At 74.2% G+C, this 12,744-nt stretch carries 15 protein-coding genes; 5 read left to right on the top strand and 10 right to left on the bottom strand.

Annotated features, from left to right (window positions below):
• The first annotated feature begins 48 nt into the window (after positions 1 to 48).
• Genes pdxH through AB2L28_RS06495 form a run of 3 tightly spaced genes read left to right on the top strand, consistent with a single transcriptional unit; the run spans position 49 to position 1,817 of the window.
• Complete coding sequence (pdxH, locus tag AB2L28_RS06505) at positions 49 to 729, top strand: pyridoxamine 5'-phosphate oxidase (RefSeq protein ID WP_370717942.1); 681 nt, start codon at positions 49 to 51, stop codon at positions 727 to 729.
• 33 nt (positions 730 to 762) lie between these two features.
• On the top strand, positions 763 to 1,098 hold the full coding sequence (locus AB2L28_RS06500; RefSeq protein ID WP_370717941.1) for an L-rhamnose mutarotase: 336 nt from the start codon (positions 763 to 765) through the stop codon (positions 1,096 to 1,098).
• A gap of 5 nt (positions 1,099 to 1,103) precedes the next feature.
• Positions 1,104 to 1,817 (top strand): FadR/GntR family transcriptional regulator, encoded by a 714-nt coding sequence (locus AB2L28_RS06495; RefSeq protein WP_370717940.1) that lies wholly within the window; start codon positions 1,104 to 1,106, stop codon positions 1,815 to 1,817.
• A gap of 27 nt (positions 1,818 to 1,844) precedes the next feature.
• Here the strand turns inward: AB2L28_RS06495 and AB2L28_RS06490 are convergent, their stop codons facing one another.
• Genes AB2L28_RS06490 through AB2L28_RS06460 form a run of 7 tightly spaced genes read right to left on the bottom strand, consistent with a single transcriptional unit; the run spans position 1,845 to position 8,719 of the window.
• Positions 1,845 to 3,194, bottom strand: a complete 1,350-nt coding sequence (locus AB2L28_RS06490; RefSeq protein WP_370717939.1) for an alpha-L-fucosidase — start codon at positions 3,192 to 3,194, stop codon at positions 1,845 to 1,847.
• Positions 3,195 to 3,253: 59 nt separating this feature from the next.
• Positions 3,254 to 4,051: an amidohydrolase family protein gene (locus AB2L28_RS06485; protein WP_370717938.1), complete on the bottom strand. Its 798-nt coding sequence runs from the start codon at positions 4,049 to 4,051 to the stop codon at positions 3,254 to 3,256.
• Complete coding sequence (locus AB2L28_RS06480) at positions 4,048 to 5,016, bottom strand: aldo/keto reductase (RefSeq protein WP_370717937.1); 969 nt, start codon at positions 5,014 to 5,016, stop codon at positions 4,048 to 4,050. Before AB2L28_RS06480 ends, AB2L28_RS06485 begins: the two co-directional genes overlap by 4 nt.
• Positions 5,013 to 5,792, bottom strand: a complete 780-nt coding sequence (locus tag AB2L28_RS06475) for an SDR family NAD(P)-dependent oxidoreductase (protein ID WP_370717936.1) — start codon at positions 5,790 to 5,792, stop codon at positions 5,013 to 5,015. The genes AB2L28_RS06480 and AB2L28_RS06475 overlap by 4 nt, the downstream gene beginning before the upstream one ends.
• The gene (locus tag AB2L28_RS06470; RefSeq protein ID WP_370718370.1) at positions 5,789 to 7,135 is read right to left on the bottom strand and encodes an L-fuconate dehydratase; all 1,347 of its coding nucleotides are present in this window, start codon (positions 7,133 to 7,135) and stop codon (positions 5,789 to 5,791) included. The genes AB2L28_RS06475 and AB2L28_RS06470 overlap by 4 nt, the downstream gene beginning before the upstream one ends.
• Positions 7,135 to 7,977: a fumarylacetoacetate hydrolase family protein gene (locus AB2L28_RS06465; protein ID WP_370717935.1), complete on the bottom strand. Its 843-nt coding sequence runs from the start codon at positions 7,975 to 7,977 to the stop codon at positions 7,135 to 7,137. The genes AB2L28_RS06470 and AB2L28_RS06465 overlap by 1 nt, the downstream gene beginning before the upstream one ends.
• 52 nt (positions 7,978 to 8,029) lie before the next feature.
• Positions 8,030 to 8,719: an ElyC/SanA/YdcF family protein gene (locus tag AB2L28_RS06460; protein WP_370717934.1), complete on the bottom strand. Its 690-nt coding sequence runs from the start codon at positions 8,717 to 8,719 to the stop codon at positions 8,030 to 8,032.
• Between the two features lie 175 nt (positions 8,720 to 8,894).
• Between AB2L28_RS06460 and AB2L28_RS06455 the strand changes: the two genes are divergently transcribed.
• Complete coding sequence (locus AB2L28_RS06455) at positions 8,895 to 10,106, top strand: pyridoxal phosphate-dependent aminotransferase (protein WP_370717933.1); 1,212 nt, start codon at positions 8,895 to 8,897, stop codon at positions 10,104 to 10,106.
• A 582-nt stretch (positions 10,107 to 10,688) separates the two neighbouring features.
• Here the strand turns inward: AB2L28_RS06455 and AB2L28_RS06450 are convergent.
• The 3 genes from AB2L28_RS06450 to AB2L28_RS06440 form a co-directional block, all read right to left on the bottom strand.
• Positions 10,689 to 11,090, bottom strand: coding sequence for a RidA family protein (locus AB2L28_RS06450; RefSeq protein WP_370717932.1), 402 nt, complete (start codon positions 11,088 to 11,090; stop codon positions 10,689 to 10,691).
• Positions 11,087 to 11,794 (bottom strand): class I SAM-dependent DNA methyltransferase, encoded by a 708-nt coding sequence (locus tag AB2L28_RS06445; protein ID WP_370717931.1) that lies wholly within the window; start codon positions 11,792 to 11,794, stop codon positions 11,087 to 11,089. The genes AB2L28_RS06450 and AB2L28_RS06445 overlap by 4 nt, the downstream gene beginning before the upstream one ends.
• Positions 11,795 to 11,866: 72 nt before the next feature.
• Complete coding sequence (locus AB2L28_RS06440; RefSeq protein WP_370717930.1) at positions 11,867 to 12,106, bottom strand: hypothetical protein; 240 nt, start codon at positions 12,104 to 12,106, stop codon at positions 11,867 to 11,869.
• A gap of 102 nt (positions 12,107 to 12,208) precedes the next feature.
• Here AB2L28_RS06440 and AB2L28_RS06435 point away from each other — a divergent pair, with 102 nt between their 5' ends.
• On the top strand, positions 12,209 to 12,715 hold the full coding sequence (locus AB2L28_RS06435; RefSeq protein WP_370717929.1) for a mycothiol transferase: 507 nt from the start codon (positions 12,209 to 12,211) through the stop codon (positions 12,713 to 12,715).
• Positions 12,716 to 12,744: the final 29 nt, after the last annotated feature.

Below are 12,744 nucleotides of genomic sequence, written 5' to 3'. Positions count from 1 at the left end.
TGTGCCCTCCCGCGGGTCGCCCCGCGCCCGCGGCCCTACGCTGGCGCCGTGGAGGATCCGGCAGGACGACGGGTGGACTACGGGCAGCGGCACCTCGTGGAGGCCGACCTCGCGCCGACCCCGCTCGCGCAGTTCGAGCGGTGGTACTCCGAGGCCGTGGCGGCGGGCGCGGCGGTGGTGCCCGAACCCAACGCGATGACGTTGTCGACGGTCGACGCGGAGGGCGTGTCGGCGCGGACCGTGCTCCTCAAGGGCGTCGACGCGCGGGGTTTCGTCCTCTACACGAACCTGCGCTCGCGCAAGGCCCGCGGGATCGGGCACGACCCGCGGGTGTCCCTGGTCTTCGGGTGGTTCGGGGTGCAGCGGCAGGTCTGCGTCCGCGGTCGCGCGCAGGAGGTGCCGCGGGAGGAGACGGAGACGTACTTCGCGTCCCGCCCGTACGGTTCCCGGATCGGCGCCTGGGCGAGCGAGCAGTCCGCGCCCGTCGACGCCGCGACGACGCTCGACGAGCGCGCCGCGCAGTTGCGCGAACGCTGGCCGGACACCGGTTCCGTCGCGGACGTGCCCACCCCGCCGCACTGGGGCGGTTTCCTCGTGCGCGCCCACGAGGTGGAGTTCTGGCAGGGCCGGACCTCCCGGTTGCACGACCGCCTCGTGTTCACCGCGACCGGCACGGGCGGCGACCTCGACGTCGCGGGGGACTGGTCGGTCGGCCGCCGCCAACCCTGAACCCGCCGGGGGTCCCGGCGGTATCGTCGGGACATGGAGAGGACCCTGCACACGCGCCTGCACGCGGACGCCCTGGAGGCCTACGACGCCCTGCACGCCGAGGTCCCGGCCGACCTGCTGCAAGCCCTCGCCGACGCCGGCGTCCGGGACTGGCGGATCTGGCGCAGCGGCCGCGACGTGTTCCACTGGCTCGACGTCGAGGACTACCAGGCGATGCGCGAGCACCTGCGCGACCACCCCGCGAACACCGCCTGGCAGGCCCGCGTCACGCCGCTGCAGTCGACCCCCGACGACTACTCCGGGGACGACGACGGCCTCCCGACCGTCTGGAGCTTTCGGCAGCAACGCGCTGCGGCGCAGCAGGACTGACCGGCATGGCGGTCACCGACGACGCGATCGAGCGCATCAAGGGGATGATCCTGGGCGGTGAACTGCGCCCCGGTGACCGCCTGCCCCGGGAGGCCGAGCTGTCCGCGGCGCTGGGGTTGTCGCGCAACTCCCTGCGCGAGGCCGTGCGCGCCCTGGCCCTCATCAACGTCCTCGACGTCCGCCACGGCGACGGCACCTACGTGTCCAGCCTGGAACCGGGTGTCATGCTCGACGCGATGACGTTCGTCGTCGACGTCCAGCGGGACGACTCGCTGCTGGAGTTCTTCGAGGTGCGCCGGCTCCTGGAACCCGCGGCGACGTCGATGGCGACCCTGCGGATGAGCGACGCCGAGATCTCCGCACTGGCCCGCCTGCTCGACGAGCTCGGACCCGACCCCAGCGTGGAGGACCTCGTCGCGAACGACCAGGAGTTCCACCGCAGGATCGCCCTCGGCGCGGGGAACTCCGTCCTGGCCTCGCTCATCGAGAGCCTGTCCGGCCCGCTGCACCGGGCGCGCGTGTGGCGCGGTCTCACCCAGGAGGCCGCCACGAGGCGGACCCTGGACGAGCACCGCGCCATCCAGCAGGCGATGGCCGCCCGCCAGCACGACGTGGCCCGCGCCTGGGCGCAGGTCCACGTCGCGGGCGTGGAGCAGTGGTTGCGGTCGGTCAGTGCGGCCCGTCGCGCCGGGGCACCGCCGGACGCGCCCGCGGGGTGACCCGCGCGGCCGCGCCGACGGGACGGGTCAGACCTGTCCCCCTCCGGTCACGTCGAGGTCGACGACCCGGGGGCCGGGGACGGCGGCGGCCGGGACGTCGACGACGACCCGCTCACCCTCGGTGCGGGCGGTCACCGGGGTGCCGTCCGGCAACCGCGCCGACGCGGGGTCGGCACCCGGCAGGTCCAGCACCACCTCCCCGGCGGCGTCGACGACGGCGTGGACCACGCCACCGGTCCGGGTGAACCGCACCCAGGGCGCGTCCGAGGGACTCGCCCCGTCGACGGGTGCGGTCCCGTGGACGGCGGAGGCGTTGACGGCCATCCAGTCGGCGATCCCCTCCAGGCAGCGCCGCTGCAGCTCGGGGATGCGCCCGGCCTCGTCGGGCCCGACGTTGAGCAGGAAGTTCCCGCCGCGGGAGACGACGTCGAGCAGGTGCCGGACGGCTCCGGGTCCGTCGAGGTACTGGGTGGCGTCCTCGACCTGGTTGTACCCGAAGGACAGACCCACCCCCCGGCAGTTCTCCCACGCCCCGGAACTCTCGGACTCCTTGCCGGCCTGGTACTCGCTGGTGCGGAAGTCCCAGTGCGTCAGGCCCCAACGGTCGTTGACGACCCCGTCGGGAACGGCTGCGTAGTAGCGCTCCAGGATGCGCGCGAAGGACCTCGGCCCGTCCGGTTTGCCCGCGTCGGGCCACTCGATGTCGCCCCACAGCACGTCGGGGCGGTACCGGTCGACGAGGTCGACGACGTGGGCGAAGGCGTACTCGTTGTAGGCCTCGTCGACGGGGCGGTTCTCCTCCAGGGGCTCACCGGTGTGCGGGCCGAGGTCGGCGAAGTGCCAGTCCAGCCCGCCGGAGTAGTAGGTGCCGAAGCGCAACCCGGCCCGGCGGGTCGCGGCCGCCAGCTCGGCGACCAGGTCGCGCCGGGGGCCCCGGTGGACGGTGTTGCGCTCCCCCGTCCCGGGTGCGTCCCAGAGGGCGATCCCGTCGTGGTGCTTGGTGGTGGGCACCACGTACCCCGCCCCGGCACGCCGGAACAGGTCGGCCATGTCGTCGGGGTCGAACGCCGAGGCCGTCCACCGGTCGAGGAACTCGTCGTAGGGCGCACCCCCGTGAACGGTGCGGTGGTGCTCCTGGGCGGGGCTGCCGTCGATGCGGATGGTGTTGAAGTACCACTCCGCGTACGGGTTGTGCTTCATCCACTCGTGACGCTCGACGGTGCCGAGCTCGCCGGTGGGTTCGGCCCAGGCGGGGACGGAGTACGCGCCCCAGTGGATGAAGACGCCGAACTTGGCGTCCCGGTACCACTGCGGCACCTCGCGCTGGAACTTCCGGTAGAGCTCGGGACGCTCGGGGGCTTCGGAGAACATGGCCACGCTGGTTCCTCCTGGGACGGCGGTGTCGTCGGGTGGGGCGGTGTCGTCGGGTGGGGCGGTCAGAGGCGGTAGGTGCGCACGGCGTTCCCGGCCAGGACGGCGGCGCGTTCGTCCGCCGAGAAGGGGGCCAGCAGGGACCGCGTCCGGGCCACGACGGCCGGGTAGTCGAGCGCGAGGGTGCTGACGGGCCAGTCCGTGCCGAAGACGAGGCGGTCCGGCCCGAACACCGAGAACAGGTGGTCCACGGCCGGCCCGAGGAGTTCGGCGTGCTCGAGCGTGAACAACCCGGACAACTTGCAGACGACGTTCTCGCGCCGGGCCAGCTCCGCCGTTCCCGTGCACCACGCCGCGTAGCCGTCGGCACCCACCGGTGGTTTGGCCCCGTGGTCCAGCACGAACTCACCGTCCGGGACGGCGTCGAGGAGGGCCGTGGCCGCGGGCAGCTGGTCGAACCGGACGAGCAGGTCCACGACCAGCCCGCGCGCGGAGCGGACCGCGGCGACCACCTCGGGCCGGCGCAGCCAGTCGGGGTCCGGTTCGTCCTCGACCTGGTGCCGGACGCCCCGCAGGAACTGCGCGTGCGCCAGGTCCTCGAACTGGGAGGGGATGTCGCGGGTGTGGTCGGCCCAGCCCACGACCCCGGCGATCAGCCCGTCGGAGGCGGCCGCCGTGGCGCAGAACTCGGCGGTCTCGGCGGTCGAGGAGACGGTCTGGACGAGCACCGTCCGGTCCACCCCGGCCAGTGCCGTCTCCCGCCGCAGGTCCTGCGAGGTGAACGGGGTCGCGAGCTCCGGCGGCATCCACGGGTGATCGCGGGTCGCCGGGTCCCACAGGTGGTGGTGGGCGTCGACGATCACGACGCCACCTCCCCCGGCACGACGAGACCCGAGGGCAGCAGGTCCTCGCGCCGCAGGGCCTCCCACACCGCGGCCGGCACCTCCTGCGCGAACAGGGCCGCGTCGTGCCGCACCTCCTGCGGGGACCGCATCCCGAGCAGCACCGAGGCGACGGCCGGGTGCGCCCCGGCCGCCTGCACCGCCAGGGCGGGCAGGGTCGTGCCGTGCTCGCGGGCGAGGGCGGCGATGCGCCGGGCCCGGCCCAGGAGGGCCGGTGGCGCCTGCGCGTACCGGTACGTCGCGTCCTGCGGGGGTTCCTCGCGGGCCAGCAGACCCGAGGCGAACACCCCGCCGAGGACGACGGCCGTGCCGGCCCGCCGCGCCGCGGGGAACAACCCGTCGGCCGCGGAGGCGTCGAGCAGGTGGTACCGGCCCGCGACGAGGACGACGTCGAGGTCGAACTCCTCGACGAACGCCGTCAGCGGGGCCGTCTCGTTCATCCCGGCCCCGACGGCCCGGACGACGCCCTCCTCGCGCATCCGCAGCAGTTCGGGGAAGGCCCCGGCCCGCGCGTCGTCGAGGTGGTCGTCGGGGTCGTGGACGAGGGCGACGTCGATCCGGTCCAGGCCCAGCCGCTGCAGGCTGTCCTCCACGGAGCGGCGCACCCCCGCGGCGGAGAAGTCCCACTCCCGCACCCGGGTGTCGGGGACGTCGAAACCCTCGGTGTCGCGGCCCGAGCCGGGCCCGGGGACGAGGAGCCGGCCGACCTTCGTCTGGAGCACGAACTCCCCGCGCGGCCGGTGGCGCAGGGCGGCACCGACGCGTTCCTCGCTCAGGCCCGCGCCGTAGTGCGGGGCCGTGTCGACGTAGCGGACCCCCGCGTCCCAGCAGGCGTCGACGGTCGCGCGGGCGGTCTCGTCGGGGACGACGGTGAAGAGGTTGCCGAGGGCCGCCGCGCCCAGGCCCCACCGCGGGAGCTCGATCACGAGTCCCCTCCCGTCCGCGGCCGAGCCGGCACCCGCAGCGCGTGCATCCCGCCGTCGACGGCCAGCACGGTCCCCGTGGTGGCCCCGGAGCGGGGGTCGGCCAGGTGGACGACCGCGTGGGCGACCTCCTCGGGGGTCACGAGGCGGCCGGTGGGCTGCCGGGCCTGCAGCGCGGCGCGTTCGGCGGCCGGGTCGTCGCTGGCGTCGAGCAGCCGCTGCACCCACGGGGTGTCGGCCGTCCCCGGGTTGACGCAGTTGACGCGGATGCCGTCGGCGAGGTGGTCGGCGGCCATCGCCAGGGTGAGGGCCTGCACGGCGCCCTTCGTCGCCGAGTAGAGCGCCCGCTGCGGCAGGCCCGTCCACGCGGCGATCGAGCACGTGTTGACGACGGCCGCGGTGCCCCGCTCGGCCGCGGCGCGGCGCAGGTGCGGCAGCGCCGCGCGCGTGGTGCGGACCAGACCCACGACGTTGACGTCGTAGACGCGGTGCCACTCGTCGTCGTCGTTGGCGGCCACGTCCCCGACGGCACCCACCCCCGCGTTGTTGACCAGGACGTCGAGCGCACCGAGGTGGTCCACGGCGGCGGCGACGGCGGCGCGGACGGAGGCGTCGTCGGACAGGTCGGCCCGGACGGCGTGGTGCTCCTGGGAGGTGTCGCGGTCGAGGACGACGACCCGTGCCCCCTCGGCCACGAACCGGTCGGCGGTGGCCGCCCCGATGCCCGAGGCGCCGCCGGTGACGAGGACGGCCAGCCCGTCCAGCGGTCCCGCCCTCACGCGGGGACCTCCCGGGTGTGCAGGTGGACGTGTCCACCGGTGGGGACGGGGCGCCACTCGGCTCCGCCCGGGAACGCGAAGCGCGCCAGGGTCTCGGGCCGCACCTGCGCGCTGAACCCGGGGGTCGTCGGGGCCCGGTAGGCACCACCGGTCACGACGACGGGGTCGGTGAAGTGCTCGTGCAGGTGGTCGACGAACTCGATGACCCGGTCCTGCGTCGTGCCCGCGACGGCGACGGCGTCGAACATCGACAGGTGCTGCACGAGTTCGCACAGCCCCACCCCGCCCGCGTGCGGGCAGACGGGGACCCCGAACTTGGCGGCCAGCAGCAGGATCGCGACGTTCTCGTTGACGCCGCCGACGCGGGCCGCGTCGATCTGCAGGACGTCCAGCGACTGCGCCTGGAGCAGCTGCTTGAACACGATGCGGTTCTGCACGTGCTCACCCGTCGCGACCTTCACGGGGCTCACCGCGCGCCGGATCGTCGCGTGACCCAGGACGTCGTCGGGGCTCGTGGGTTCCTCGATCCACCAGGGGTCGTACGGGGCGAGCCGGTCGATCCAGTCGATCGCGACGCCGACGTCCCACCGCTGGTTGGCGTCGACCGCGATCCGGACGTCCGGGCCGACGGCCTCGCGGGCCAGCCGCAGGCGCCGCACGTCGTCCTCGACGTCGGCCCCGACCTTGAGCTTGATCTGGGAGAACCCCTCGGCGACCGCCTCGTGCGCGAGCCGGACGAGCTTGTCGTCGGAGTAGCCCAGCCAGCCCGGTGTCGTCGTGTAGGCGGGGAACCCGTGCTGCAGCAGTTCCTCGCGGCGTGCGGCCCGGCCCGGTTCGGCGCGGCGCAGGATCTCCAGCGCCTCCTCGCGGGTCAGGGCGTCGGTGAGGTAGCGGAAGTCGACGAGGTCGACGAGCTGCTCGGGACTCATCTGCGAGAGCAGGTCCCACAGCGGCAGTCCGGCGCGCTTGGCCTTGAGGTCCCACAGGGCGTTGACGACGGCGGAGATCGCCATGTGCATGACGCCCTTCTCCGGCCCCAGCCAGCGCAGCTGGGAGTCGTCGACGAAGGTCTTCGACGTGGCGCCCATGTCCGCCAGGACCTCCTCGACGTCGCGGCCGAGCAAGTGCCCGGCGAGGGCGTCGATGGCGGCCACCTGGACGTCGTTGCCGCGGCCGATGGTGAACGCGAACCCGTGCCCCTCCAGCCCGTCCGGGTCGTCGGTGCCGACGACGAGGTACGCCGCGGAGTAGTCGGGGTCGGGGTTCATCGCGTCGGACCCGTCGAGGTCGCGGGACGTCGGGAACCGCACGTCGTGGGTGGTGAACCCCGTGAACCTGCTCATCACGCCGCCCCCGTCCGCTGGCGCATCCGCCCCAGCCCCTCGATCTCGCACTCCACGACCTGACCCGCCCGCAGGTAGGGCTTGGGGTCCGGCTGCCCCAGGGCGACCCCGGCCGGCGTCCCGGTGTTCACGACGTCCCCGGCCTCCAGCACCATGAACCGGCTGAGGTAGTGCACGAGCTCGCCGACGCCGAACACCATGTCGGCCGTCGTGCCGTCCTGCCGCAGCTCCCCGTCCACCCAGCACCGCAGCGCCAGCGACGTCGGGTCGGGCACCTCGTCGGCCGTGACGAACCACGGCCCGAGGGGGTTGAACGTCTCGCAGTTCTTGCCCTTGTCCCAGGTGCCGCCGCGCTCGATCTGGAACTCGCGCTCGGACACGTCGTGGGAGACGACGTAGCCGGCGACCGCGGCCAGGCCCTCCTCGGCGGACTCCAGGTACCGCGCCCGCCGCCCCAGGACGACGCCCAGCTCGACCTCGTAGTCGGTCTTCTCCGACCCGCGCGGGACGAGGACCTCGTCGAAGGGGCCGACGACGGTCGAGGGCATCTTGAGGAACAGGACCGGTTCGGACGGCACCTGGGCGTTCGTCTCGGCGGCGTGGTCGCGGTAGTTCAGCCCGATGCACACCACGATCCCCGGCCGCGGCAGCGGACTGCCGACGCGTTCGTCCCCGACGTCGACCGCCGGGGCGTCGGCCAGCGCGGCGCGCGCCCGCTCGAGGTCCTCGAAGCTCCAGGCCCTCTCCGGGTCCAGGACGCCGGACAGGTCGGCGTGGGTGCCGTCCTCGCGCAGCGCCACGGGTCGCTCGGCGCCTGGCTGGCCGATGCGCATCAATCTCACGGTTCCTCCGGTCGCGGTGGTGGACTCTTCGGGGCCCATCCAACGCCCCCGGTCATCGGATGTCTACCCCCTCGGTCGACCACGAGAAGCGCGTTCGCACGGCCGAAGCCTCAAAGACATCGGACGTCTGGGGGAGGCGCAGACCGACGGAGCGGGCCAGGTCGTAGCCGGCCGTCATGACCTTCCACCCCCACCGCTCCCCGAAGCGGTAGTCGGCGGCCGGGACGAGCCGGGCGGCGAGGTCCGGGCGCAGGCGGGCGAGGTAGCGCCGGGCGCGCAGCGCGTGCACCGGGGAGGACGCCAGGGCCACGTACCGGGCGCCCTCCAGGTCGTGCAGGGTCCGGGTCACGTTCTCCCACGTGGTGGTCGCCGTCTCCTCCGTCCGCAGCCGGGCCGGGTCGACGCCGAGGACGTCGCGCGCGTGCGCCGCCATGACGGCCGCCTCGCTCGGCGACCCCGGCCGGGCGTATCCGGAGAAGACCAGGACCGGCTCCCCCGGTGTCCGGGCGGCGATCTCGGTGCGCCAGCGCTGCATCCCGCTCACCGTCCCGTCCGGACGCGGCGGGCAGCCGAGGACGACGACGACGTCCGGGGCCAGGGCCCGGCGGCCGCCGGAGAACCCGCGCCCGGCGGCGAGGGCGTGGACGGCCTCGACCGAGATCCCGACGAGCACCACCGCCCCGAGGACCGCCCCGAGGACCCGCGCCGTCGCCTCCGGCCGGGGCTCTGGGGGCGTGCGCACGTCCCCAGCGTGTCCCGCGCCTCCCCGCCCGGCAACCACGCGCCGCCCCGGGGAGAGCGACGGGGTAGCGCTACCGCACGACACACCGGAGCGCCACCACCTCGCCCTGGCCCCTGCCGCACCACTCTCCCGTGCCAAGCTGGACCGGCCCAGCACCCCCCGAGAAGGCCGGTCCATGAACCTCGAGCAGTCGGACAAACTCGCGAACGTCCTGTACGACGTCCGCGGCCCCGCCCTGCGACGCGCGCAGCAGCTGGAGGAAGCGGGGCAGCGCGTCCTGAAGCTCAACATCGGCAACCCGGCCCCGTTCGGTTTCGAGGCCCCCGACGAACTGCTGCAGGACATGGTGGCCAACCTGCCGCTCGCCCAGGGGTACAGCGACAGCAAGGGCATCCCCTCGGCCCGTCGCGCGGTCGTGCAGTCCAGCCAGCTCAAGGGGGTCCGCGACGTCGACGTCGCCGACGTGTACATGGGCAACGGCGTCAGCGAACTCATCGTCATGGCGATGCAGGCCCTGCTCAACGACGGCGACGAGGTCCTCGTCCCCGCGCCGGACTACCCGTTGTGGACGGCGGCCGTCAGCCTGGCGGGCGGGCGCGCCGTGCACTACCTGTGCGACGAGTCCCAGGACTGGGAACCGGACCTGGAGCACCTGCGCGCCCAGGTCTCCCCGCGCACCAAGGCGATGGTCGTCATCAACCCGAACAACCCGACGGGCGCGGTGTACGGGACGCGCGTCCTGGAGGGGATGCTCGAGGTCGCGCGCGAGCACGGCCTGCTCGTCCTGTCCGACGAGATCTACGACAAGATCCTCTACGACGACGCGGTCCACGTGTCGACGGCCTCCCTCGCCCCGGACCTGCTGTGCATCACGTTCAACGGGTTGTCCAAGGCGTACCGCGTGGCGGGTTTCCGCTCCGGGTGGATGTACCTGTCCGGCCCGAAGACCCACGCGGCGGGTTTCGTGGAGGGCCTCGACCTGCTCGCCAACATGCGCCTGTGCGCCAACGTCCCCGCGCAGCACGTCGTGCAGGCGGCGCTGTCGGGCCACCAGTCCATCAACGACCTCGTGCTGCCCGGAGGCCGGCTGGCCGAGCAGTCGCACCGGACGTGGGAGCTGCTCAACGCCATCCCCGGCGTCAGCTGCGTCAAACCCCGCGGTGCCCTCTACTGCTTCCCGCGCCTGGACCCCGAGGTCCACGCGGTGGAGGACGACTACCAGCTCATCGTGGACCTGCTGGAGGAACAGCACGTCCTCGTCGTGCAGGGCACCGGGTTCAACTGGCCGGCGCCGGACCACTTCCGGATCGTGACCCTCCCCCGCGTGGAGGACCTCGAGAACGCCGTCGGCCGGATCGGGGAGTTCCTGGGCGCCCGCAGGGGCTGACGCGGCCGGGTCGGGCGGACAGCTCCGGCACCGCGCGCCGGGACACCGGACGACGGCCAGGAACACCACCCCCGCGGAGCAGGCGGTGCCGGCCAGGCACCTGGACAGGACCAGCGGCAGGTCCCCGAGGCGCGGGGTGACGAACAGGCTCATGACCGAGACGGCGGTGCCGTCGGCCGCGGCGACGGCGACGACGGCGGCCAGCAGCCAGGGCACGCCGTGCCCGAGCAGGACGATCGCCAGGGGCGGTCCACCGATCCAGGGGGCCGAGAACACCGCTCGGGTCCGCACACCTGCTCGACTCCGGCCCCGGAGTGCTCGAGGTGAGCGAACAGCAGCGAGGCCCCACACCCGCCGGACCCCCAGGACGACGAGCGCCACCACGGCCGGCGGCAGCGCCGTCACCCGCGCCGGCACGACTGCGAGCGCGGGGTCGAGGAAGGAGACCTGCAGACCCCACCACAGGTCGGCGGAGGGGACGAGGAACCGGCGGAGCGGGGGCGGGGCACGGGAACACCTCCTCCCGGTCGCGGGCTGGTCACGGATCCGGAGCCGCCCGCCCAGCCCGGTGTCAGCCCGGTGTCAGCCCGGTACGAGCGCGACGGCCTCCACCTCGACGAGCTGGCCGGGCCAGCCCAGCACCGTCACCCCGAGCAGGGTGCTGGGCACGTCGTGCGCGCCGAACGCGCCGCTCACGACGTCCCAGGCGGTGCCGAGGTCCGCACGCCGGGTGGTGGCGACGAGCACCCGCGTGCTGACCACGTCGGTCAGCTGCGCGCCGACGGCCGCCAGCACCGCCCGCAGGTTCGCCACGGCGGCACCCGCCTGCCCGGCCACGTCCCCGACGTGGACGGTCCGGCCGTCCCCGTCGAGGGGGCAGGCGCCCGCGAGGAACACCAGCCGGGCACCGGCGGGGACGGTCGCGCCGTAGGCGTACGGGACGGCCGCGAGGCCGGGGCAGCGGACGAGGTCGATCCCGGTCACCGGACCGCCTCCACGACGAGCTCCAGGCCCGGCCGGTCCGGGGCCTGTCCCACCGACTCCAGCACGAACCCGCTGCGGCGCAACGCCTCGCCCAGCTCGTCGACCTCGCGGAACCGGAGCGTCGAGTCCGAGACGACGACCTCGTCCCCGAGGCGGACGGTGTACCGGAAGCTGACGAACGGGAGCGTGACGTCGAGGAGGGCGAAGTCCCGCCGCACGCGGCCGACGCCGGGCACGTCGCGGTGCTCCACGGCGGGTACCCACGTCTCCCACGCCCGGGCCTGCGGCCGTCGCGCCTCGAGCACGAACCGGCCTCCGGGGCGCACCGCCCGCGCCACCCCCTCGAACGCGGCGAGGAGGTCGTCGTCGGTCAGGAAGACCTGGGCGACGTTGCCCGTCATGACGGCGAGGTCGGCGTCCAGGGGCGGGAGGTCGGCCGCGGCGAGGTGCAGCCAGGTGACGGCGTCGCACCGGGCCCGGGCGACGTCGAGGCTCGCGGCGGCCGGGTCCGCGCCCGTGACCTCCAGGTCGAGACCTGCGAGCCGCGCCGCGAGGACCCCGGTGCCGCACCCCACGTCGAGCACCCGACGGGTCCCGGCAGCCTGCGCCCGGGCGAGGTAGGGATCGAGGTCGGGCCGGAGCGGGTCCTCGAAGGCGTCGTAGACGACCGCGAGCCGCGGGTCGGCGAAGATCGGGTCCGGCACGCGTCGATCCTGCTCACCGCCCCACCCGCCGTCACCCGCTTTTTCCGCGCGGGACGGGGTGGGTGGGAGGCGTCAGCGGACGCCGGTGAGGAAGTCGGTGAGCTCGCGGGGCTGGACGTGCACGACGATGCGCTGCAGGAGCCCGTCGACGTCGAAGGCCACCGCCACGTCCGGGACGTGGACGCCGTACAGCTGCAGGTCCAGGGCGAGGGCTTCGCTGAGGAAGTCGCCCGGCTCCACGCCGAGGACGTCACGGCGTCCGGGGGCGTCGAGGGAGCCCCACCACCGCTCGAGGAGTTCGCGTTGCGTCACGAACGATTCATCGCTGCGTGACGACACACGTTTCGACAGGTCGCCCGTCCGGAGCAGGCGGGCCCACGTGCAGGGCGGGACCGAGAAGGGAAGGGTGGGGGCATGGACGCCAAGGACCTGCTCCTCGACCTCTACGGCCGGATCCCCGACGCCGTGCACGCCGCCGTCGACGGTCTGGACGAGGACGCGCTCGCCGCCCGGCTCGACCCGGAGGCCAACACCGTCGCCTGGTTCGCATGGCACCTCGCCCGGGTCCAGGACGACCACGTCAGCGAGGTCGCCGGCCACGAGCAGACCTGGACGGCCGACGGCTGGGCCGGCCGCTTCGGGCTGCCCTTCGACGACGGCGAGACGGGCTACGGCTTCGACGCCGGGCAGGTCGGCCAGGTGCGCGCGAGCGCGGAGCTGCTGACCGGGTACCTCGACGCCGTCCAGGCGCGGACGACGGCGTACCTGCGCACCCTGTCCGGCGCCGACCTCGACCGGGTCGTCGACGAGCGGTGGGACCCGCCGGTCACGCTCGGGGCGCGCCTGGTCAGCGTCGCCGACGACGACCTGGAGCACGCCGCGCAGGCGGCGTTCCTGCGCGGGGTGCTGGAACGCCGGTAGACGCAGAACGACCCCCGTCCCTGCGGGGA

Origin of the sequence: Kineococcus mangrovi (genome assembly GCF_041320705.1) — a bacterium.
In the GTDB taxonomy this organism is placed as follows: Bacteria; Actinomycetota; Actinomycetes; order Actinomycetales; family Kineococcaceae; genus Kineococcus; species Kineococcus mangrovi.
This window is presented reverse-complemented; position numbering and strand designations above follow the sequence as displayed.